This is a genomic window from Nonomuraea purpurea, from assembly GCF_042650645.1.
In the GTDB taxonomy this organism is placed as follows: domain Bacteria; phylum Actinomycetota; class Actinomycetes; order Streptosporangiales; family Streptosporangiaceae; genus Nonomuraea; species Nonomuraea purpurea.
The window spans coordinates 38,076-60,997 of record NZ_JBHSBI010000049.1; the positions used below are offsets into that span (position 1 = coordinate 38,076).

Here is a 22,922-nt window from a genome sequence, read left to right on the forward strand (position 1 = left end):
AGCGTTCACTGAACTCCCGCGTGTTGACTACTGCCAGGGTCCGGTCGCCACGGAGCGATGCCCTCGAACTTCCAGAATCTTGCGGAAGTCCTGTTGGCGATGCGGGAGGCCATGGACCAGCATGATCTGACGGGCGCCGACCTCGTCGGCGATGTCGAGCAGGCCCCGTTTGTCGGCATGCGCGGACAGGCGCATCATCTCGATCCGGGCTCTGAGCGGGATCTCCTTCGTCGCGCCGTGATCGTCGATCGTCAGGTGGGAGGCACGGTCTTCGACGAGCCTGAGCAACCTGGCTCCGCCCGATTCCTCATCCTGGTACCCGGACAAAAACAGGGCGCTGCGCGCTTCGGGGAGGATCCTGGCCGCCCACTCGACGGCTGGGCCTCCCGTCAACATGCCCGAGGTCGTGATCACCACGCCGGAGGTGAACAGGCCCAGGTGCTGCGGCCGTTCTGCTCGGTTGACGTTGCCGCCGAAGATGCATAAGGGCGAGTGCCGGTCCCCTGTCACGCTCTCGAAGGTCGACGTCAGATCGGCTGCCATACCATCGAGCAGCACCGGCACATGCGGCAGACGAGCCCGCATGATCATGGCGAGTTCCTGGGCGCGTCCGAGCGCGAAGGCTGGAATGAGTACGCGGCCCCCGGCCGTGTAGACGTCTTCGACGGCTCGGACCAGGTCCTTGACGCGGGTTTCCCGGGAATCGTGCTCCTCGGCGCAGCACGTGGACTCCATCACGAGGAGGTCTGCCTCTCGCGCCGAGTCCGGAATCGAGTAGCCGTCCACGGTCTCCTGGCGGAAGCCCGAAATGTCGCCTGTGATGACCACCCGCTGGTCGCCGGCCTGCACGACGACTCCGGCCGCGCCGAGAATGTGCCCGGCGGGGAAGAGCTCTACCGTGAGATCGCCGATCGTGCGCACGACGCCGAAAGGCACCTCTTCGCAGCGGTGTGCGGTCATTTCGACGGCGTCACGCTGGTACAGCGGCTCGCTGTCAGAACCCCATCGGCGGTGGAGACGCTCCCGTTGGCCCATGAGCTTGGCCGAGTCCGCCCACATGCGTGGCATCAGCGCGGTGGTCTCGGGCGTGGCGATGATGCGTAGGTTCGGAAGGCGCGTGGCCAGGGCGGGAACGTACCCGCAGTGATCAGTGTGAGCGTGTGTGATCACTACGGCGTGGATGGGCTCCGACAGAGCCTGGTCGATGTGACGTGGTGGACGTGCTGGATTGCCCGGGATCAGTCCGGCGTCGACCAGCAGGCGGGTCTGTCCTGCTTCGATGAGCACGCACGAGCCGCCGATCTCGGTGGCGCCTCCGAGAGGACGCACGCGAAGACGCCGTTCCCGGGAGACGGTCACTCGAGGGCTCTCCGGCTCATTTCGTGGTGGCGAGATGATCGCCTGTAAGGCGGCGACGAGGGAATCCGGTGCGATCCCGGCGACCTCGGCGGCCACCACGACAGGGGGCCGGTCCTGGACATCGGTGCGGGTGTTGCGTGGATCGCGCGCCTCAGAGGTCTCACCGGTGCCGTCAGGAGATCGCTGGAGGGTGCTGAGCAGGTTTGAGGCGAGGACACGTGGGTCGTGTAGTCGGCGTTGGAGCGCCGCGACCTGGGTGTCCAGTTCCTCCGCGCGCTTTTCCGCATCTGCGAGCGCGTTGCCGGCGCTCCGCAGTTCCGCGACGGTGTGGTTGTGACGACCCTTCTCCGTTTCCAGCTTGCTCCTCAGCCCGTTGACCTTGGTGTGGTGGCGAGCACGCAGGGTTTGGCGCGCCGTTTCCTGCCGACCGAGCAGTTCGAGCAGTCGCAGGCCAGCTCGTACAACATCGTCGTCGGCGGACAGGACCAGGGCGCAGACCGCCTGGAGATCAACGTCGTCACGACGGAGCTCCAGGCCGTCTCGGATCCTGCTCCGCAGCCCGGGTACCTTGGCCAGCGCATCGATGATCAACTGGCGTCGTTCAGTGGCGAACCGCTCTGCGTCATGCTCCTGCCCGGCCATGCCTGGCCGGGACAGGAGCACGCGCGCTGCCGCCTGGAGGATCGGCATGAGTGGGTCGGAGGTCACTTGGGGAGCCCCATCTGCTGGGTGGCCTTGGTGAGAACGGGCTCCAGCATGAGCCTCCCGTCCTCCTGAGGGACTAGCGCACCGAGGATGCGCAGCACCTCCACCAAATCTGCGGTGGAGATGTAGCCCTCCTCCTCCAGGCTGGCCTCGGCCAGTGGATGACCGGCGTCCTCCGATGCCAGGAAGTCGGCGAGCGTCTCGGGCGTATCGGCGTCGGAGAGCTCCACGAGCATGCGCCAGGCGGAGCTGATCGCCGTGCTCGATAGCACTCCGGTCGACTGGACGAACTGCTCCGGTTCCCGTTCCAGATAAGCCTGGCAGGAGTCCAGGGCGTGATCGCGGTCGGCGTCACCGGCAGTGAGCGTGTTGATCACCTTGCTGATCAAGAGCGGCCATCCACCGGTGGTACGGAGCAGAGAAGCTCGGTTCGGATCTTCCTGGAACCCGAGCCCGACCTCGTACATCCATTGCCGGACGGCGGGACGATTGAACCGCTGCAACTCGATGAGCTCGGCCGCACCGCCCAGCACGGTGGTTTCGTCGTCACCGGTTGTTGTTCCGCGACCTGCTGAAAGCCAGAAGGAGGCGTGCTCGGGCGGCGCGATCATTGCGACGGCGATCGTTCCCCGAGTTGGCGCGGAGAGTGCCCTGACCGCCTTTCGATGCATGGTGGTCGTCGTCTTGTGCGACAGCCCGGTGAGATCGACGATCACGACATCGTGATCCGGGCCCTGTGCGGCACGCTGTAGCGCTCCCTCGAAAGTGAACCTACCCGGCTCCACACGCCATGTCTGAGCCTGTTTGTGCGTTTGTGCCGCCTCTTCGAGAGCCGCGGCGACCCGATCGATCTGCAGCGCCGGGGATCCGGCTATGAGGTGCAGCACATTGCGCGGGCTGAGGAGTCGCGTGACCTGGCCACCAGTCAGTGGGGAGCACTCGTCGTTGGACTTGTAGGAGTGGCGGTATGACTGCGCGTCGAAGGAGTCGGGGCGCTCGAAGGTGTCGGCTTGCGCCAGCACGGTCTCGACCTCTTCGGCTCCGCCGAGCAGGTTGAGAATATGCGGGGTACGCAGCCGGTAGCCTTCTCCGTCGGCGGCGAGCACACCCAGGTTGACGCATTCTTCGAGGAGGCCGAGGAAACCGTCGTTGGTGGAGTCCCTGAATCCCTGCGGCCACCATTCCTGGCACTCGGTCCGCAGTTTGCCGGCCGTCAGCGTGACGTCGGTTCCCTCGTTGAGCGCACGGAACGCCACGGTGTAGGCGATGACCTTGTACCGTTTGTCCAGATTCAGTGTCCACTCGAAGCGATCACGGAAGCCCTGTGCGAGTTTGTTGTCCCGCCACACCTTGTCCACGTCCTCGCGGGTGATCTCGTACGGCACCGCCGCGTGAGCGGTGGAGATCCGGCGCAGCCTCGTCAAAAGGGCGTCCGCGAACAGCTGGATCAGAGCCGGGGCGTTGTTCGCTTCGGCGATGACACGTGCCGCCAGCCGTGGAGCGAAGCGGAACCCCAGCGCCTGTAGCGGCTTGGTCAGAAGACTGTAGGCGTCCTGGGGGTCGAGCGGTCCGACCGCTATGGGAGTCCCCAGGTGGGTGATCGGCTGGTTGGAATAGCTCTTGAACCGGGCCGTCTGGTGGAGGCCGGCGAAGACGACCTTGACACGATAGTCCGTATCCACCATGAGGTTGCGCAACGCCATGACGTTCGCGAAACCGGTGTCCCTGGCGTCGGTGTTGAGGAACTCGTCGGCCTCGTCCAGCAAGATCAACAACTGCCTGACGGGATCAGCCCCGATCCACTCCTTCACCCCGTCGCAGATCTCCTTCGGGTCGGTCAGGTAGGCCGCGGAACTGGGCAGTACCTCGGCCTCGGCCAGTTGTCCCGCGAGCATCTGCCAGAGCGATTTGACGGGTGTGATCCTGCCGATGGTTTGGATGATCGCGGAGATGACCTTCCGGTTCTCATCGGTCTTGCGGACGTTCCGTTCGGCTTTGCGCAGCAAGGCCGATTTGCCGAGCTGGCGTCCGCCGTAGACGAACGAGGATCCGGTGCGACTGGTGACCTCGTGCAGCTGGTCCAGCCGCCCGTAGAACATTTCCTCGGGAACGTCGCCGGTAGGCGCGTACGGGTTGGTGGAGGTGAACGGGGCCAGCAGACTTACGGTCGACGTCCAGTTGGCCTCGGGCAGACAGGCGAGGTAGCTGATCGCGGTGTCGTCGAGAACCGCCGCGACAGGCGCGGGCCGTCGGCGACTCGCCGCAGCGAGTTGGCGACGCTGCTCGGTCGTAAGGATGCCGAAGTAGAAGACCACTACGGTCTGATCTTCGGGCTGATCCTTGAGCCACTCGATCACCTGCTGCGGTCCCGGAGACTTCCACACCAGCAACAGGCGGAGCCGGTCGCCCGACGGGCTCATCCGGGATCCGAAGGAAGGCAGGAGCGGGTCGCCGATCGTCCGGACCCGGTTCAGCGTGATCCAGATCCGGTTCTGTTCCTCGCGGGATGCCTCCTGATCGCCTTCGAGGCCGATCATCTGCAGTACTCCGGTGACGGTGCTTCTGAAGTTTCCCGCGGACTTCGGTCCCTGAGCCATGTGCTGCCAGACGCGCAGCCCGTTCTCGGAGACCCCGCGTCTGCCTCTGGGGATGGCGGAGATCGACAGTCCGGTGTGGAGCAGGAGGCTGCTCAGAGCGGAATCGTTGATCTCATTGCCGGTGTGGAGCGCGTCCTTGAGCTTCTGCAGCCACTCCGCGCCTTCGCGACCTTTCTGCTTGCCCGGCAGCTTGGCGGACATGGCCTCGAACGCCGAAGGGAAGTGCGGAAAGTATCGATCCAAATGATCGATGGTGTCGGAGGTCTCTGGAAGCTGTTTGCCGGCCTTGGCCTGCGCGAGGAACTCACGGGCGGTGGTCAGGTCGCCGCTTTCGATGTATATCCTGATCCGTTCGTGGACCCCGGCGACGTCGGTGTTCTCGGCGCTGATGCTGCTCAGAGTGGTGAGCTCGGCGGCGATCTGCTCCTCGCGGATCCTGGCGACCTCCTGTTCCAGCTGACCCAGGGCATCGGAGATGGCATCGAAGTCGTCGCGGTCGTCGTTGCCGAGCGCCTGCAGCCTGGCGGCGAACCGGGTGGCGACCACCTCGGGCAGCACGCCGTCCCGCCGCCATTCCGCGATCCGGTCCTGGATGTCCTCGATCCGGTTGTCACGGTCGTGCCGGGCGGCATCGACGAGTTTCTCTCTCCGCCCGCGAAGCTCGGTGGCCAGCGTCGGGTCGTCGTACCCCAGCACGAACAGCAGAGCCCGGGTACCGGCGTGGTCACCGCGATCGGCTCTGGCCTCGAAGGTGGCACGCCAGTCCCGGTTGTCGGCCGCGCAGGCGGCCAACAGGTCGGAAAGCGCCGGCTTCCCCAGGGGGCCGACAGTGTCCCCGTCAAATCGGATCGCGGGTGATAGGAGCAGGTCGGCGTTGAGCACGTGCGTGGTGGACGGCTCCGGCTGCCCGAGCGAGCCGCCATCCAGCAGTCGCAGGGTGTCATCGACGAGCATTGAAGCGCCGGTCGCCGCTGCGGCGATGAGCGGGTCAGGGGAGTTCGCCAAGCTCGCGAGGTCTTCCTGCGCCTGGCTCCGATTGCGGTTGACGACCGTACGCAGCTCATTGAGCGGCTTCACCACCCAGGAGACACCGGCGTCGTCCGTCTGAAGCGACTTCACCTCGCGTATCGCCGCGACCCAGTCCGCCACGAGGTCCAGTGCTCTGTCGATCTTCTCGATGAGCTTGGCCCTGGCACTGGAGTGGATGTGGTTGCCTCCCTTGCGGGAGGTCCTGGTCTTGGTCGTTGCGTCGATCAACCGGTCGATGGCGTCTCCGGTGCGCAAAGCGTCGAGTTCCTGAGTCACCTCACGCACCCGAGAGGCGTCGTCCTGAGCCGCGATGGACAGCAGCCTGCCCGGGCTTGGGCTGATGTTTTCCTGCAGCAGGGACTTCCAGACTTCGGTGGCCAGGGCAAATTTGATCTTCTGAGACGGGCCGTCCTCCAGGAATCTGGCGGCGGCAGCGGCGGCAATCTCTCGATTGGCTTCTGCCTGTGACGCGTCGTGCATCCGCCCGGACAATCCCGGCACCAGGTAGGCGCCGGCCTGCGCCATCGCACTGAACGCCTCGCCGTATGCGGCCAGCCCGGGGTAGGGCGACAGAGCAGAGGAGAGCTCGTCGAGCAGGTCGGCCGCCTCCGGTGTCGGGTGGATCAGACCAGTGCGCAGCGCGGCCGCCCACACGAGCAACTGGCCAGGTGTGTCGTTGCTGAGAGCCTTCATCGACACCTCGCGGGCGCATTCGGTGAAGGCGGCCGACAGACGGCCGGCGAACTCGCTCATGTCGGCGGCGATCGCGGCACATCGTCGGGCGTTCACCTCGGCGGGCGCTCTGCCCGTGGCGTCACGTAGCCAAGCCGTCAACCCGAACCGTCCGGCGCGGAGCGCGAGCGCTTCGGCTTCGGCAACGTGACCTGTGACGCTCGGGCCGTCAGCGGCCGGTGCAGGGGAGGGCGCCCGAGCCGGTTCGGTCAATGGCTGGTCGGGCGCGTCCTGTGCAGCCGGGGCGGGAGACTGTTCTCGCTTTGGCTCAACGGCGGTGCGTCCCTTGGCCGGTCGTGCCGGCTTCGGCTTCGCCAGCTGGGCCTGATGGTCATCCAGGAACGCGTCCAGGTCCGCCAGATCGTCCTCCGCGGCTGGCTCCGGCTCCACCTCCAGGGCGGGTGGCTGCGGCTCGTCTCCTTCGTCGTCCTCGTCCGATGGGGGGTTGTCGTCTCCATCGGCTATGAGAGGAAGGGAGGGGACGGTCAGCATGCCGCGTGCTGCGGCCGTGGCCAATGGCACCCAGTGGCCGGGCGCCTCCTGACGGAAGCGTTCCTCCAGTTCGACCACCTGCATGATGGCCTCATCATCATCTGCGAGACGGATGAGCTCAGCCAGGATCTCCAGGGCAGGCGATTCGACGAGGGCCGCCTCACGAACCTCCTGAAGCAGTCCATCTAATTGAGGTGGGCCGCTGAGATGAGCGAGCGCGTGAATCTCCTCGCGCGGCGCCTCGGCCGACTCGAGGGTGGTGAGTACCTCATCGAGGGCACCAATGGTGGCTGCGGCGATCGGGGAGCCCTGCGCGGACTCCAGCCTCTCCCGCAGCCCGTCGAAGTCCTGGATACCGCGCGTGATCACGTTGATGTCCTGGCCCGAAGGACGCGCACCGTTGGCGAACGCTGCCCGCGCCCGCTCGGCGGCGTCGGCCGCGCCCAGAAACGTCTCGCGCAGTAGATCCAGCTCTGCCCGCAGAGCCTCGGCCGTGAGCGGAGCGCCTTCTCGGCTGTCCTCATAGAGGGCCATCTCACTCCTATCGAGAGCGTTGTCCTCGTCGTCGGCCGGCGTGTCCTCCGCAGGCGGAGTCGATTGCGAGGGAAGTGCCAGCGCGATGTCTCTGAGCTGGGGCAGCGAAATCGGTTCGTCTGGGAGTCCAGGGTGGCGAGCGCGAAGCTCGTCCCAGGCCGAACGGACCGCTGCCGCCGCGGCGGGCCCAAGGCGCTCGTGAGAAGGGGCGAGAAATGCGAGCGCCATGGGGGACAGGGGTACGTCAAGCCGATAGATCTCGGTGAGAACGAGATCGGTCAGAGAGTCGCCCAGAGCTCTTGTGCTCACCAGCATCTTGACGAACGCGTGGGCCTTGGCGAGGGCGGCTCCCGCTGAGGCGGGGTCCATCAACTCCGCGCACTCGTCCAAGGAAAGGTCGTCGTGATTCTCGAACGCGAAGATGAAGGGCAAGCTCAGATTGCGGATCAGCGAGGCACGCCGCCGTTTGTCGTTGCCACGCAACGTACCGGCGAGAGTGGCAGTCGCAAGCTTGGTGATCGATCGCATGTCACGAAGCCCGACATGGCTCAGAATGCCCTTGCGAAGCTGCGGGGGATAGGCGCGGATCGCGAGGAGATCATCCTCTGTTACCCCGGCCGCTGCGCCCGCCGTTATTAGCTCAGCCTGCCCGAATGCGGCGAGGTCGCTGACTCTGCCCATGGGTCTCGAGTGCGGCCCATGAGAATTCTTTGGGTTGGAGCGTTGCAATGTGTTGCCGCCCTTCTCCGGGTCCCTTGACGATAGGGACGGTGGGTCACAAATTCGCTTCTGCTTGGTACAGGTAAGGACGATGATGGAGCCGACTTCGACCTTGGCGTCGGCGCGGTCCACCGGCAGCCGCGCCGTTGGTGTCAACGACGGCCGAATTCGGTGATCGCTTGGGCGTGGTGCGCTCTAGTCTTCTCGTCGCGCTCCATCAGCGTGACCACGTCGTTAAGCATGACCAGGTGCAGGGGCCGGCTCACGGGGCCTCGCGCTCGTGGATAGAGGTGCCGGTCGTTATCGTTGCGTGGGCATCGAGGTCATAAAGGTACGGGCGAGACGGTCGATCTCGTCGTCCCTGGATGCCTCGTCGACGCGCTGATCTCGGTCGATCCGGCCGCGCTCGGCTTTCAGCCGGCTCTCCTCCATGCGTAGCCTGATCTCGTAATCGCCGGTCGTCTGCCGGGTGGTGAAGTTCAGTTCGGCCTCGTGACAGGCTGAGCCCGCGCGCAACTCCTGAGTGAGCAGGCGGTCGTACTCGGTCTTGCCGTTCAGCATCTTCGAGATGATCGGCATGCAGTCGAGCAGGACGAAGATGATGCGCAGCAACCAGTGGGCGAAGTTGACCATGCCGCTTTGGCCGGCGACCGTGCCTAGTGCCTCCCATCGGTCCAGCAGACCAATGTCGGCGTAGGCACGCTTCTTCTCCTCGACGTGCTCGGCGATCTTCTTGCTGAAAGTCTCCGCTCGTTCCTTTTCGGCACTGGCGCGATCGGCCGCGAGTAAGCCGATCTCCTCCTTCAGGTCTGCCACCTTCGCCTTCTGCTGGGGGATGTCATGGTTGGCGAGGAAGGTCGTGAGTTCGTCCTTCCGGCTCTGGCACTCGGGTCCGTTGCCGGGCACGCCCGTGGTCTCGTCCGTGTCCTCGCCGTAACATTCCTGGTTGCGGAGTCTCTCTCGATGCCCCTGCTCTTCCATGTCCGCCGCCAGCCGACTTTCTGCGGCCTTGAGATTGTCCTGCTTCTGCATCATGTTGCCTTCGACGGTGAGCGCCTGGTCGCCGCCGTCGAGGAGATAGCCGGTGCAGTCGACACCCGAAGGCGCAGACCCTCTCAGGGGGTTGCACTGCTTGTACCGGCTCTCCGTCAGGCTGATCGCCTGGTCTCGCTCTACCATGATCTGCCGGTCGAGCCGTTCCTGGAAGATCTTCAGGGTCAGGGGCTCGGCGATGAAGATCCCGATGACCACGGCGAGGGCAAGGCGGATGAGCACGTTGCCCCAGCGTGACCAGCCGTCATTGTCGCCGTGAAGGCTGGTGATCAGAAATCGGTCGACGTTGGCGATGATCAGGCCCCACAGCACCGCAATCGGCACCAGATACAGCGGGGACACCTGCGAGAGCAGTGTCAGCGCGCCCAGTATGGAGGCGCCAGCGATGAGCGCGGTGCTGACCACGACTCCGCCGAGGCTGGTGTAGCGGGAGCGTTCCTGCGGGACACTTGCGAGGATCTTCTCGTCGACTCCGGTGAACCGACGCAGGAACGTCCCGAGAGTGAGCCGTTCCCGGCGCCGGGGGTGCCGTCTGTGCTGCTCGGCCGCCTTGGATCCGTGGAGGATGTCAACCACGGACGTCCTCCTCCATGAAGAAATCGTCGTCGGTCTCGCCCGCTGTCACCTCGGCGCGGGCCTCGTAAGCGGGTCTTTCGAGCTCCTTCACCTCCGCTTCAGGCTCGACGTCGTCGAAGGTGGCAAGCAGTTCCTTGCCGGTTGTCTCGTTGAACAGGCCCTGGGCAATCGCTGCCTGGACGACCTCGGCCCTGGCGCGGGCCTGGAGGACTTGCAACTCGTGCTCCTGCTGGATCCCGCGCTGGATTGCGCTGTATTCCCGGTCACCCAGAGCGGCGTAACGGTCGGCGGCCTGTTGGTCGTTGAGATCGCGAGTGGTGAAATACAGGCCGTCGGCGGCGCCGGGACCACTGTTCAGGAAGTCTCTGACCTTCGTGGCCTCGGTGATCTGCTGATCCCGGTCGAGGGCCGCTTCCTGCCGGGTGAAGTCGTTGGCGCTGTGGTCCTTGGCGTGCAGGTAATCCTGCTCATCGAGTTCGAAGTCACGGTCGAGCTTGCGTTTGGCGTCGCGGAGGCCGTGTTCGCCCTGGATGTTGTGCAGGCCGGTTTCGTAGCGCCGCCGCCCCTGGGCGATCTCGTCGGGGGCGTACACGTCGAGGCTGGCGAACTCGACCGACATGCCGGGCAGTACACACGGCACCAGGGTCGTGTAAGCCTTCACCTGGGCATGCACGATCGTCCACAACTCGTGGGCCTCGTGCAACCCATGGCTTCGGCCGAGTTCGAAGAGCTTGTGGTAAGCCCGGATGTAGGTGACCAGGTGCTCGGTGACGTCGGTCAGGCCGGCGCGCACCGCCTCGATCGGTTCGTCGACCGTGCAGCGGAACTGCACCGCGACCGTGAAGTCGTGGGCGCCGGAGGAGTTGATCGACACGTGGATCGTCACCGGGTGGTCCTTGGCCACGTCCACGACGCTGACGCTGTCGCCGTGCAGCACGTGCGGTTCGTCGCCGCGCAGTCGCCGGTCGCCCAGTACGAACGTGCCGTCGTACTCGAAGACGAGCCGCTGATGTGGGAGCTGGCGAGGCAGGCTGGAGATCGGGCGCCGGGGTTTGCTCAGGAACCCTTGCTTGGCGACAGGATCAAGGGGGATCTGGCTGATCACGGGGTAGCTCATGGACGCTTTCCAATGGAGTCGAGGGACAGTACAGCCGGGTTCAAGAAGATCCGGAGCAGCGACAGGAGAAGCGCCAGCCGGTTCTCGTCGGCGTTGCGGGAGATGGCGTAACGCCGCAGGTCATGGGCCAGAAGCGGCCGTTCCTTCGCAGGGAGCGCCTCCACGAGCGCTGCGAACAGGGCACGGACACGGTCGCGGTCATCGTCGTCGCGCTCGTCGAAGGCGCAGACGGCGTCGTACAGGGCGGCCAGTGCATTCTTGCGGTGAGGGCGCGTGACCAGAACCGCGGACCAAAGTTTGGCGAGGGGAGCAGCTGATTCAGGGCAACTGCGCAGGTGAGCGGTGACTGTGGGCATTCTGACACCGTCTGCGCGAGCCGACAAGATACTCAAGATCGCCCGAATCAGCGGGTCGAGCGCACGGCCGATCCGCCTGTCGTTGCTGATCTGACGTGCAAACCGGTCGAGCATCGGGAGGGCATTGCCGGTGGCCTCGGTCAGCGCTGTGAAGAGACGGGCCAGTGCAATCTCCGCATGCCGGACAGGCTTCTCACTGTCTCTGATCTGCAGCCAAAGCATCCGGGCCGCTTCCAGTGGGAATCGGATGCCCAGCTCACCGGACCAGGCAAGGGTGGCGGTGAACCTGGGTCTGGCGGCGGATGCCCTCGTCCACGAGGCGACCGTACGTAGAACCTCTGGACGGGTCGTCTCGTCCACGCACAACCATGAGATGGCCATCGCGGCGGTGGCCTGGCTGCGCATGACGCCGCTTCCGCGGGCCCATGGGGTGAGAAAGGTGCTTTCGACGTACGAGTAGTCCGCGACGGAGGCCAGAATCGCCACCCCCCTGGCGATCCCTGCCTGTGCGCTTGGATTGTCGCGCAGAGTGGCGCACTCATGTAGCCATTCGGTGACCGGGTCCCACAACCGCATGCCGTGCCGCTGGTACAGCTCCCGCATCACATGTGTTCGGTGGCCATCGACCCTGAACTCCAGCCTGCGTCCCGGCGACAGACTGAAGAGCGAGCCCTCTGCCACCCGGAGCAGGCGGCGGCTCGGCATTGGATCATCCGCCGAGATGGCATCCGCCTTTTCCACTTCGATACCGGCGATGGACTCCAGCCGGGCGAGCAGCGACTCGAAGCCGCTTTCCGAGAGGCCGGCGGTGAAGGCCATGGCGGCCATCTCGAGGAGCTCACCTCGAGTACGTGGGCTATCGAACCAGGCGACCACGTCGCGCCGCCCGGCGGACTCCAGCTTGCCGACCGCATTGTCCAGCGGAACCCCTGCGGCCAGATCACGCGCCAGTGTCACCACGTCGGTCATGGCATGGTCGGCGGTGATTCGAGTGGCGGCCTCGTCAGCGACGTCGGGCGCCACCTGGTGAGCCCGCAGGACGTCGCGGACCGGCGGCGGTAGCCAGGAGATCTGGTCTTCTTCGGGCAGCGAAGTGGCCGTTCCCGTGATCACCAGGTGGGCCCCGGCATCGCGCACGCGGCGCCTGATCTCCCGTACGTGAAAGTCGGCGATGTTCCCGTCAGCGTCGTCCTTGGGCCAGTCGCACAGCAAATAGCCGTGAGCCTTCCGGTATTCGCGGGCGGCCAGCTTCTCCAGCGTGTGGGCAGGGCTGAGTTCCACCACCACCTCGTGCCGCCCCCCGACGAAGTCGTGAAGCAGATTGAGCGCCGCCGTCCGGCGGCCAGTGCCGGCGTTGCCGATCAAGGCCACCATGTTGCCGCTCTCCAGCTGTTCGGCGGCGGCCTTGTATCTGGCGTGGCGCACGTAGCAGGTGCGGGCCTCCGCCATTTCGTGCTGGGATACAGGGCCGGATGTGCGGCGAGATTTGGGGCGGGAACCCGAGATGCCGAAGGAGGCTCCCCCGATGTTGCCGTGGATGTGGTTGATGACGGTCTGGACCTGGGAGACTTGCGCGAAAATTTCGTCCGTCGCCTCGGCCTGATCAGTCAAATCGACCGGCGTGGCTTCCTCACCGATCAGGACCCCCTCGGCCGGCGACTCAGTTTCGGATGCCAAAGTTGATCTCCTCACCGGAAATGGGGGCAGTGATCAGGTTGACGGTCATCTGCTCGGCGTTGAACTGCTGCGCGAACTGCTCCGCGGCGGCGTCGACACGCACCAGCTTCTCCAGGGACTCCAGCAGGTCGTCGCGCGACTCCGGGTCGGCCGGTCGGCCCTGCTCGGAGCGGAACTCCTTGATCTTCGCGAGCAGTTTCCGGGCGCCACCGAGCCCGGTCTCGGTGCCGTAGGCGCCGAGACGTTCGAGGGCGCCACCAGCGATCAGAGCCCACAGGGTGTCGGCGACTTCGGGCAAGTTGTTCATGTCGGGAGTTCCTTTCTGATCCAGGTCTTCTGAGGGAATCCACATCCAGGCGATCTCGGTACGTTCCTTGGTCGGCACTTCCAGCCGGGTGAAGGACTCTGGTCGGTAGGAGGTGTGGAGCTGTCGGACGACGTCCTCGTAGAGCCGATCGGTGAGGATCAGCACCAGGTCGGTGCGCGGGTTCACCTTCAGGGCGGCACGGGCGGCCTTCGCGTCGAGCAGCCGGCAGGTGGTCACCACAACCTGGCCGACGAAGCCCATCGCGCCACGTTTCACGACCCCGTGGCCGATAGAGATGCGTATCCGCAGGCGGGCGTCGTCTCGGCGTTCGCGGTTGTGGTCGTGGAGTGCTTTGCGCACGCGGCGGACCAGGTCGTCGATGACCCGGAGCTCGGGCTCCCCTTCGGGGAAGACAATGACCTCACCGTCGCCGGCTTCCTGGCGGACCCAGGTCTCGCGGCGCAGCCCGGCCTCTCGTGCGCCCCGGTTCATGACCTGGGCCAAGCCCGACTGGATCGAGTCGTGCCGAAGGTCGTCGCCGCGGCCGTATCCCTCCGCATCGACCGCCATGACCAAGCGGCGGCTGAAATCAGAATCAAGCATCACGTCACCTTGTGGTTGCGAGAAAGATCGACCAGAGTGGTCGGGGAGATCGTTGGGGACAGAGTCTGGCGAAGATCGCATCGCCCCAAGACGTACCAGTACGCTTTACCGGAAATTGGCCAGACCGGTTGGGTCGATGACGATCTTCCGGCGATGACCGGGGTCGATCAGTTCAAGATCCTTGAAACGTCGGATGGCTTTGAAGACGGCGTCTTTTCTGGCCCCGACAAGATTGGCGATCTCCTCATGGGTGAGATCGACTCCGAGATCCCGTTTTCCGTCGACCCTGTCGACTCCGTGTCGGCTGGATATCTCCACGAGCACGTTCGCGACCCGTACAGGCACGCTGAACTGGGCGAAGTCAGTTCTTCTCCGGTTGGCCCAGTCGAGCCGGTCGGCGATCATTCTGGCCAGTGCATTCCATGCCGCTGGGTGGCGATCGAGGAAGTCGGTGAATGCCTGTGCGCGGATGACGTGCACCAACATCGGACTGCACGTGGTCACCATGGCCGATCTCGGCTGTCTGCGTAGAGCTGCCAGCTCGCCGACCACGTCACCGCTGACGCGGATGCCCAGCATGGCCGCCCCGCCTGATTCCAGGTAGGCCGTCACCTTCACACACGCCGTGAGCCGCTGACCTGGGACGGACCTCAGTAGATAAACCTCGGAGCTCTCTCGATCTCCTTGATATATGAGCGGTTCCCCAGCCTCTCGCGGGGACGACGGCGCGAGGGCCAGAAGTTCCGTCCGGTCCTCCGGACTGAGTCTGTCCAAAAGGGTGCCGATGGGCCATCTCGCCGGGAAATGATCATTTATCACGGGTTATGCGCCTTGGATTCATTGATGTAAAGATACAGAAGCTACACCCTGAAATGCTCGGGTGTCAGCTTCAAAGCCCTCAGAGTATAGGTTTGGGGCATTTTGTCCGCCTGTTCCCGAAAAAAGAGATCAGAGTCTCAGGGGAGCAGAATAATGTTCCTGTGATTGGCGTGAATTGGCGGAACGTCGGCGGCCGATCTGCGACTTATGTCCTTTTAGGGATGCTCGTCGATGTCCGTACCTATTCGGTAGCACCTTCGGTTAGACAAGCTGTCGGCGTTGGTGTTCAGCGTGGTGTCCGCGCTCTGGTACGTCCTGTCCAGCTTGGCCAGCTCCAGCGGCGGCCGGCAGCGCCTGGACCGAACGACGTGATCACGCCATGCTCGTGCTCGACCTGAACAGGATGAGCGAGGCTATCAGGAGGCATTCGTGCAGGTGAGCACGATGGTGGTGCCGACTTCGACCTTGCTGTCGGCCTTGTGGGATTGCTTGGTCACCGTCCAGTTCTCCGGCAGGAGGACCATCGTCTCGTCGCGGTCCTGCGAGCCGAGCTCGATGTTGGTGAACTCGTCCCACCCCCGATCGACCAGCCACTGGCGGGCGATCGCGGCGTTCTGTCCCTTGAAGTCGGGCAGCTTCACCAGACGGCCCTTCTCCTCCTTCTCGGCCGGCGGGAGAGTGGTGTCCTGCGGCGCCTTGGCGGCGGCTGGCTGGGTGGGGGACGCGACCGTGGTCGGCGTGCTGCCGATACTTCCCACGGCCACACCGCCGACGCAACCCGCGCCCAGGGCGAGAAACAGCGATCAAAGCGACCGCAGGCCCGGAGAATCCACGCCGTGCGGAAGGCGGCATGGGGGGCAGGTACGTCATGGGGGATTCCTTGGAATCAGGCGGCCAGGGCCGCGTCGAGGTAAGTGATGTCACGGGCGGCGGTGAGAATGCGCCCATGCGGGCCGCATGAGCTTCGGCAAGCGCTGCTCGGACTCGAGGGCCAGGTTGAGCTGCTGATCGCGGCGCTTCCTCCGTACCCAGAACTCGGACGGACGGTTGGCTCGGTGGAGGTCTCCTGTCCCCGCATGCCGGACGGAGCAGCCGACGCTCGGGGTGCCGCAGCTGGGCCGGTTCCTGGAGGATGCACGGCATGTTCTCGCGCCGAGTGGTCACCTCGCGGTTATCACGACGGCACGGTATGAGCGGGGCAGGCTGGTGGACCTTGGTCCGTGGATCATTCGGCGGGCAGCGCTTGACGCCGGAGGGGATCCGATCGAGATTTCCTCGTGGATCAACGAGACCAAGAGCGAACGCGCTCGCCTGGAAGGAGAGCTCAAAGCTGTTCCGGCGGCGCAGCGCATCACCATCGCGGAGATCCGGTCGATGATCGAGGAGGTCGGGGACCTGGTGCGGCGGGTTGACGACGCGGACCCGGACGACAAGGCGGAGCTCTACAACCAGCTCACGTACTACCCAGAAAAGCAGTATGTGGAGGCCCGGGTTGAACCGGAACCCCCACATGTGCGATCGGTGTGTGTCCGAGGGGGGACTTGAACCCCCATGCCCATCACTGGGCACTAGCACCTCAAGCTAGCGCGTCTGCCTATTCCGCCACCCGGACTTGGTGCCTGCACGCGGGACCGTCATCTCGCGTCGGCTCAGTAAGGTTAGCAAACTCTGAGGGGTGCGTCATACCAAGAATCCTGGCCCTCCCCCGAGAAGGTTCCGAGGGCTTCGGATGGGCTTCCCATGGCGGTCTGTTTGAGGGTGATGGGCCAGTTGGGAGGGTATGTCGCGAGGCGGTTGGTGAATTTCTGGGTCCTGCTTGAAAAGCCCTTGCGACAACCTTGAGTACTGCTACGGTTACGGACCGTTGAGGGATGCGTTCACGGACCGGCCTCACGTTGTGAGACCGACTTCGGAGTGCTCGGAGGGATGAAGTGGTGGCGCGCGCGACGGTGACGCAGCTGAGGGCGATGGCCCTCGGCGCGTGCCGTCTGCGCGTGGCCGCCTCCGCACAGGACGCGATCACCGAGCGGGTCGGCCGGATGGCGCGGTTCGCGGCCGGCGCCCGTCAGGTCGTCGTGCGGGCGGTTGTGCTCGGGGCCCTCGTGGTCACCGGGTGGCTGCTCGCTGTTCTGTACGGCATGCTCAATGTGGCTCCTGCGGTCGCGCAAACCGCCGCGATGACGGCCGCGGACACGGTCACGACGACGGTCGCGGAAACTGCCGTGACGACGGGTGCCCCGCAAGCCGGCACCTCGATCACGGATGAGACGCGCGCCGAGACCGTGACGACCGACGCGTTCCAAGCCGACGCGGTCCAAGCTCTCGGCCCGACCTCGGCATCGGACAACGCTGAGGCATCGGCCAGCGCCGAGGTTTCGGGCAACGCCGGGGCATCGGGCAACGTTGAGGCGATGGCCGACGCCGATGCGTCGGGCGATGCCGAGGCGATGGCCGGGCGCACGGTCGACGGCCTCAACAGCCAGCGGGATCCTGGCCTGCCACCACCTGCCTCCGCCAGCAAGATCCTGGACACCAATGGCTTGGTGCCCAATGGTGGTGGCGCCGGCCCGTTCGGGCCCGCTTCAGGGGATGTCGCGAGGTCCGTGTACGACCCGCGGCTCCAGGCTCGTCGTGCCCTTGTGGCGCGCGTGCTGCCCCCCGTCGTCCGCACAGCGGCGGACGACCCTTCTTTCTCACCTGACTGATCCCCGCTCAAGGGCCCGCACAGCCGGGCCGAACAGGCCGGTGGGTCCCGTGACGAACACGTCCAGTGGCGACCACGTCCCGTGACGACCACCGGGCCGTCGTAGAGCGGCGGAGCGCGGCCTGCGTCCCCTCCGCCCGCGGGTGAATCACGTCAGTTCAAGCTGGTTCGCCAACCCGAGGTCTCCGCTGTGCGCGTGACCGCGCCCGGCTTCGGGCTGCCCGCGAACCGTTCAGGTAATCCCCCCAAGAACCACTAGGAGCATTCATCATGCGTACGTGGGCCAAGGCATCGACCCCCGCGGCCTTGCTGGCCGTGGCCGCCCTGTCATTCGGCGGCGCCGGCACCGCCCTCGCCGACACCTCGGGCAACGCGTCCGTCGGCGGCGGCAACCAGATCAACGCGCCGATCTCGCTGCCCATCGACATCAGCGGCAACTCCGTCGCGGCGATCGGCTCGTCCGAGGCGTCCTCGCAGGGCGGCGCCGAGGTGATCAACCACGGCACAGGCAGCATCCCCAACCGCACCTCGGGCAACGCCAGTGTGCTGGGCGGCAACCAGATCAACGCGCCCATCAGCGCGCCGATCAACGCCTGCGGCAACGCGGTGTCGCTGATCGGCAAGTCGGACGCCGGCTGCAAGGGCGGCGCCGTCGTGCGCAACCAGGGCAAGGGCGGCGCGGGCGGGAACCGTACCTCGGGGAACGCAGGCGTTCTGGCGGGTAACCAGGTCACGGCGCCGATCAACGCCCCGGTGAACCTCTGCGGCAACGCGGTCGCGATCTTCGGTGACGCCACGGCCGGCTGCAAGGGCGGCTCCAGCGTCCACAACACCGGCGTGGGCGTCGGCGGCAACCGCACTTCGGGCGACGCGGCAGTGCTCGGCGGCAACCAGGTGATCGCGCCGATCACCGCGCCGGTCAACATCTGCGGGAACTCGGTCGCGGCGATCGGGCGGGCGTTCTCGGGCTGCAAGGGCGGCTCCAGCGTCACCAACCACGGCGGCGGCCCGCGCTACCAGAGCCGCCACGTGACCCCCGGTTCGAGGGGCAATGACACCGATGGGCGTTTCGGCGCCGGCAGCGGCAACCAGGTCGTCGCCCCCGTCACCCTGCCCGTGAACGTCTGCGGCAACGCCGTGGGCAACGCCACCGCCGGCTGCAAGGGCGGCGCGGAGGCCGAGAACACCCACCGAGGGTCCGGCGCGGGTGGCAACAGGACGTCCGGGCAGGCGGGGGTGCTGAGCGGGAACCAGGCGGTCGCGCCGATCACCGCGCCGGTCAACGTCTGCGGCAACGCCGCGGCCGTGCTCGGCCACGCGTTCGCGGGCTGCAAGGGCGGCTCGTACGTCAAGAACGGCGGGCGTGGCGCGGGCGGCAACCGTACTTCGGGCGCCGCTGGCGTGCTGAGCAGCAACCAGGCGATCGCCCCGATCACGGCGCCGATCAACGTGTGCGGCAACGCCGCCGCGGTGCTCGGGAGGTCTCGGGCCGGCTGCAAGGGCGGAGCGAGCGTCCACCCGCAGGGCGGCGTCGGCGGGGGCGGCAACTCGACCTCCGGCCGGGCCGGGGTGCTGGCGGGCAACCAGATCATCGCGCCGATCACCGCGCCGGTCAACGTCTGCGGCAACGCGGCGGCCGTCCTGGGCGATGCCGCCGCCGGGTGCCTGGGCGGGTCGCGGGTCGGCAAGCCGGGGCACGAGGGCCCTGACGGGTACGACCGTTTCGCCCGCGCCACAGGCAAGTTCTCCGCCGCCAAGGGCGGGCTGCTGCCCGTCCTGCCCTCTGTTCCTGCCCTGAGCGGTCTGAAGGACGTGACCGGCCCCGTGCAGGACCCCGCCGGGCTCCAGAACGCCGGCAACCTCCAGGACGTGGCCAGCGTCCAGAACGTCGCCGGGCTGCAGGACGTCGCCGGCCTCGCCCAGCAGGTGCAGGGCGGCGCGGCCACGCTTCCCGTCGTTCAGGACGCCTCCACGGCCCTCGGCCTGCCGCAACTGCCGGAGCTGCCCGGCCTGCCCGCCCAGGCGCAGGCTCCGAAGAAGACCCGGGCCGCCGCTCCGGTCGACGGCGCGGGCCGTGGCCGTCCCGCCAGGCCGTCCTCCCCGCTCGACCCGGCCACCCAGCTCGTCGCTTCCACGCCGGTCGGCGGTGCGGTGAACTCGGCCGCCCGCGGCCTGCCCGTCGGCGACCTGGGCCTGATGAGCGCCGAGCAGCCCGCCGGCCTCACGGGGATGAACTCGGGCTCGGTGCTGGCGCTCCTGGCCGGGTCGCTGCTGGCGGCCTCGGCGACGCTGTTCGGCGCTGCTCGCCGGTTCCGGTTCGGCCGTAAGTAACGAAAACGGAAAGCACATATACGACGTCACAGCCGGTGAGTAGACGGCGATAGACGCTTTGCCCGTTCCGGGGGCGCGGCCCGGGGCGGGCAAAGCCATGTCCGCGCTCAGCCGGGGGCGGGCAAAGCTTCGTCCACGGTCAGAGCGTGCGGCGTACCCGCATGATCTTGCGGCGGAGTCGCACGTGGCGGCTGCCGTCGGGGTGGACGCGGACGCGCGCCAGCTCCCATTGACCGTACTCTGCGTGTTCGGTCAGCAGTTGACGTGCTGCTTCGCGAGTGAGGTCGCGTGGAATGAAGATATCCATGTAGGAGTAGTCGAGCACAACGATTAGTCTCCAGGGTGAGTCAGGGCGCCATGCCGCTCGCTGGGCCTTATTCTGCGTGCTTGTGGGTGGAGCCGGAAGCTAGTGGGTAGCCCGGGGGAAGGAAAATTCCGCGAGTCGGGTTACCTTTCAGATCTGTGCCGACTCCCGGCAGGGGGATTGCAAGCGAACAGTGAGGTAGGAAGCAGCGTGCCAGCCAAGAACGGCAGCACCGGCGGAACAAGACGCCTGGTGATCGTCGAGTCGCCTGCCAAGGCGAAGACGATCAAGGATTACCTCGGTGCCGGCTATATGGTCGAGTCCAGCATCGGCCACATCCGTGACCTGCCTGAAAGGGCCGACGACATCCCCGAGGCGTTCAAGAAGGAGCCTTGGGCGCGCCTCGGTGTGAACGTCGAGCACGAGTTCGAGCCTCTGTACGTGGTCAACCCCGACAAGAAGGCGCAGGTCAGCAAGCTCAGGCAGTTGCTGAAGGACGCCGACGAACTCTACCTGGCCACTGACGAGGACCGCGAGGGCGAGGCCATCGCCTGGCACCTGCGAGAGGTGCTCAAGCCGAGGGTTCCCGTGCACCGCATGGTCTTCCACGAGATCACTCCGCAGGCCATCCGCGAGGCCGTCGCCAACCCTCGCGACCTCAACCTCCGCCTGGTGGACGCCCAGGAGACGCGGCGCATCCTCGACCGGCTCTACGGTTACGAGGTCAGCCCCGTGTTGTGGAAGAAGGTCAAGCCGAAGTTGTCGGCGGGCCGGGTGCAGTCGGTGGCGACGCGACTGGTGGTCGAGCGCGAGCGGGATCGCATGGCGTTCACGCCCGCTCACTACTGGGACCTGCAGGCGCTGTTCGACTCGAACAAGCCCGAGGAGCGGCCGCGTGACTTCACCGCGACGCTGACCTCGGTCGACGGCAAGCGCGTGGCTCAGGGCCGCGACTTCGCCAGCACCGGGCGGCTCAAGACCTCCGGGGTGCTGCATCTTTCCGAGGCCGACGCGGGTGCGCTGGCGGGACGGCTGGGTGCGACGTCGTTCGCGGTTAAGTCCGTCGAGCGCAAGCCGTACACGCGCAAGCCGTACGCGCCTTTCCGGACGACCACTTTGCAGCAGGAGGCCAGCCGGAAACTCGGTTTCTCCGCGAAGTACACGATGCAGGTCGCGCAGCGGCTCTATGAGCAGGGGTTCATCACCTACATGCGTACCGACAGCATCACGCTGTCGGAGACCGCGATCGCGGCCGCCCGCTCGCAGGCGATCAAGCTGTACGGCGCCGCCTACGTCCCGGACAAGCCCCGCGTCTACTCCAGCAAGGTCAAGAGCGCGCAGGAGGCGCACGAGGCGATCAGGCCCTCCGGCGAGGAGTTCCGCACGCCGGGCGAGACGGGGCTGTCGGGCGACATGTTCCGGCTCTACGAGCTGATCTGGCAGCGCACGGTCTCCTCGCAGATGAAGGACGCGGTCGGCGAGTCGATCACGGTCAAGGCCGCGGGCCGGTCGTCGTCTGGCGAGGACGTCGAGTTCAGCGCCTCCGGGCGGACGATCACGTTCTACGGGTTCCTCAAGGCGTACGTCGAGGGGGCCGACGACCCGTCGACCGACCGCGACGACTCCGAGAAGCGCCTGCCGAACCTGGCGGAGGGCGACGCGCTCAGCGTGTCCCGGATGGACGTGGCCGGCCACTCGACCAAGCCGCCCGCCCGCTACACCGAGGCGTCGCTGGTCAAGGAGCTTGAAGACCGGGAGATCGGGCGGCCTTCGACCTACGCCTCGATCATCGGCACGATCCTCGACCGCGGCTACGTGTTCAAGAAGGGCACGGCGCTGGTGCCCTCGTTCCTGGCGTTCGCGGTGGTCAACCTGCTCGAGCAGCATTTCGGCAACCTGGTCGACTACGACTTCACCGCCGAGATGGAGAAGGTGCTCGACGACATCGCCAACGACCGGGCCGAGCGCGTGCCCGAGCTGCAGCGCTTCTACTACGGCTCCGACGGCGACGAAGGGCTGAAGGAGATGGTCACCGACCTCGGTGACATCGACGCCAAGGAGATCAGCTCGTTCCCGATCAAGGGGACGGACATCGTGCTGCGGGTCGGGCGGTACGGCACCTACCTCGACAGGGACGGCGCCCGGGTCAACGTGCCCGAGGACATGACGCCCGACGAGCTGACCGCGGAGATCGCCGAGGAGCTGATCTCGCGGCCGACGGGTGATCGGCAGCTCGGGCACGACCCGGTGACCGGGAACATGATCGTGGCCAAGGACGGCCGGTACGGGCCTTATGTGACGGAGATCCTGCCCGAGCAGGCCAAGGAGGAGACGCCGAAGCGGCGCACGAAGAAGGCCGACGCGCCCAAGCCCCGTACGAGCTCGTTGTTCAAGACGATGTCGCTGGACACGATCACGCTCGAGGACGCGCTCAAGCTGCTGTCGATCCCGCGGGTCGTGGGCGAGCTGGACGGCGAGGAGGTCGTGGCGCTCAACGGGAAGTTCGGGCCGTACCTGAAGAAGGGCAGCGACTCGCGTTCGCTGGCCTCCGAGCAGGACCTGCTGACGGTCACGATCGACCAGGCGAAGGAGCTGTTCGCGCAGCCGAAGCAGCGCGGACGGCGGGCCGCCGCCGCGCCCCCGCTGCGTGAACTGGGCAATGACCCCGTCTCCAACAAGCCTGTCGTGGTCAAGGAGGGACGTTTCGGGCCCTATGTGACCGACGGTGAGACGAACGCCTCGCTGCGCAAGGACGACAAGGTCGAGGACATCACCATCGAGCGGGCGGCCGAGCTCCTGGCCGAGCGGCGGGAGAGGGCGCCCGCGCCGAAGAAGACCACCAGGAAGGCTCCCGCGAAAAAGGCTCCCGCGAAGAAGCCGGCGGCCAAATCGTAAGTAGCATCAATG

Annotated in this window: 13 protein-coding genes and 1 tRNA gene; 4 read left to right on the plus strand and 10 right to left on the minus strand. The window is 66.3% G+C overall.

Going from position 1 to position 22,922, the window contains the following annotated elements:
* Positions 1 to 27: 27 nt before the first annotated feature.
* The 8 genes from ACFOY2_RS51655 to ACFOY2_RS51690 all read right to left on the minus strand — a co-directional run bounded on the left by ACFOY2_RS51655 (position 28) and on the right by ACFOY2_RS51690 (position 15,440).
* Positions 28 to 2,067, minus strand: a complete 2,040-nt coding sequence (locus ACFOY2_RS51655; protein ID WP_379535551.1) for an MBL fold metallo-hydrolase — start codon at positions 2,065 to 2,067, stop codon at positions 28 to 30.
* Positions 2,064 to 8,129 carry an nSTAND1 domain-containing NTPase gene (locus tag ACFOY2_RS51660; RefSeq protein ID WP_379535552.1) on the minus strand — a complete coding sequence of 2,022 codons (6,066 nt, stop codon included), beginning with the start codon at positions 8,127 to 8,129 and terminating at the stop codon, positions 2,064 to 2,066. Before ACFOY2_RS51660 ends, ACFOY2_RS51655 begins: the two co-directional genes overlap by 4 nt.
* 339 nt (positions 8,130 to 8,468) lie before the next feature.
* Positions 8,469 to 9,797, minus strand: coding sequence for a DUF4407 domain-containing protein (locus ACFOY2_RS51665; protein ID WP_379535553.1), 1,329 nt, complete (start codon positions 9,795 to 9,797; stop codon positions 8,469 to 8,471).
* Complete coding sequence (locus ACFOY2_RS51670; RefSeq protein WP_379535554.1) at positions 9,790 to 10,914, minus strand: hypothetical protein; 1,125 nt, start codon at positions 10,912 to 10,914, stop codon at positions 9,790 to 9,792. Before ACFOY2_RS51670 ends, ACFOY2_RS51665 begins: the two co-directional genes overlap by 8 nt.
* Complete coding sequence (locus ACFOY2_RS51675) at positions 10,911 to 12,947, minus strand: hypothetical protein (RefSeq protein ID WP_379535555.1); 2,037 nt, start codon at positions 12,945 to 12,947, stop codon at positions 10,911 to 10,913. The genes ACFOY2_RS51670 and ACFOY2_RS51675 overlap by 4 nt, the downstream gene beginning before the upstream one ends.
* Positions 12,931 to 13,857 carry a hypothetical protein gene (locus ACFOY2_RS51680; RefSeq protein WP_379535556.1) on the minus strand — a complete coding sequence of 309 codons (927 nt, stop codon included), beginning with the start codon at positions 13,855 to 13,857 and terminating at the stop codon, positions 12,931 to 12,933. The genes ACFOY2_RS51675 and ACFOY2_RS51680 overlap by 17 nt, the downstream gene beginning before the upstream one ends.
* Positions 13,858 to 13,962: 105 nt before the next feature.
* Complete coding sequence (locus ACFOY2_RS51685; RefSeq protein WP_379535557.1) at positions 13,963 to 14,676, minus strand: Crp/Fnr family transcriptional regulator; 714 nt, start codon at positions 14,674 to 14,676, stop codon at positions 13,963 to 13,965.
* 416 nt (positions 14,677 to 15,092) lie between these two features.
* Positions 15,093 to 15,440, minus strand: coding sequence for a PASTA domain-containing protein (locus tag ACFOY2_RS51690; protein ID WP_379535558.1), 348 nt, complete (start codon positions 15,438 to 15,440; stop codon positions 15,093 to 15,095).
* Between the two features lie 340 nt (positions 15,441 to 15,780).
* On the opposite strand from ACFOY2_RS51690, the gene ACFOY2_RS51695 reads away from it, so the two are divergent.
* Positions 15,781 to 16,221: a hypothetical protein gene (locus tag ACFOY2_RS51695; protein WP_379535559.1), complete on the plus strand. Its 441-nt coding sequence runs from the start codon at positions 15,781 to 15,783 to the stop codon at positions 16,219 to 16,221.
* Here the strand turns inward: ACFOY2_RS51695 and ACFOY2_RS51700 are convergent.
* A tRNA-Leu gene (locus tag ACFOY2_RS51700) sits at positions 16,203 to 16,288 on the minus strand. The two genes, ACFOY2_RS51695 and ACFOY2_RS51700, sit on opposite strands and share 19 nt — an antisense overlap.
* A gap of 322 nt (positions 16,289 to 16,610) precedes the next feature.
* Here ACFOY2_RS51700 and ACFOY2_RS51705 point away from each other — a divergent pair.
* Positions 16,611 to 17,381 (plus strand): hypothetical protein, encoded by a 771-nt coding sequence (locus ACFOY2_RS51705; protein ID WP_379535560.1) that lies wholly within the window; start codon positions 16,611 to 16,613, stop codon positions 17,379 to 17,381.
* A gap of 269 nt (positions 17,382 to 17,650) precedes the next feature.
* Entirely contained in the window at positions 17,651 to 19,711 is a 2,061-nt protein-coding gene (locus tag ACFOY2_RS51710; protein WP_379535561.1) for a chaplin family protein, read from the plus strand.
* A 139-nt stretch (positions 19,712 to 19,850) separates the two neighbouring features.
* Here ACFOY2_RS51710 and ACFOY2_RS51715 read toward each other — a convergent pair whose 3' ends face one another.
* Positions 19,851 to 20,036 (minus strand): DUF5703 family protein, encoded by a 186-nt coding sequence (locus ACFOY2_RS51715; protein WP_103957247.1) that lies wholly within the window; start codon positions 20,034 to 20,036, stop codon positions 19,851 to 19,853.
* Positions 20,037 to 20,225: 189 nt separating this feature from the next.
* On the opposite strand from ACFOY2_RS51715, the gene topA reads away from it, so the two are divergent.
* The gene (gene topA, locus ACFOY2_RS51720; protein WP_379535562.1) at positions 20,226 to 22,910 is read left to right on the plus strand and encodes a type I DNA topoisomerase; all 2,685 of its coding nucleotides are present in this window, start codon (positions 20,226 to 20,228) and stop codon (positions 22,908 to 22,910) included.
* Positions 22,911 to 22,922: the final 12 nt, after the last annotated feature.

Bases quoted from the DNA above. Each gene is read 5' to 3' on its own strand.
- ACFOY2_RS51660 (WP_379535552.1), bottom strand. From the start codon at position 8,129: ATGGGCAGAGTCAGCGACCTCGCCGCATTCGGGCAGGCTGAGCTAATA.
- ACFOY2_RS51670 (WP_379535554.1), bottom strand. From the start codon at position 10,914: ATGAGCTACCCCGTGATCAGCCAGATCCCCCTTGATCCTGTCGCCAAG.
- ACFOY2_RS51680 (WP_379535556.1), bottom strand. From the start codon at position 13,857: ATGCTTGATTCTGATTTCAGCCGCCGCTTGGTCATGGCGGTCGATGCG.
- ACFOY2_RS51710 (WP_379535561.1), top strand. From the start codon at position 17,651: ATGCGTACGTGGGCCAAGGCATCGACCCCCGCGGCCTTGCTGGCCGTG.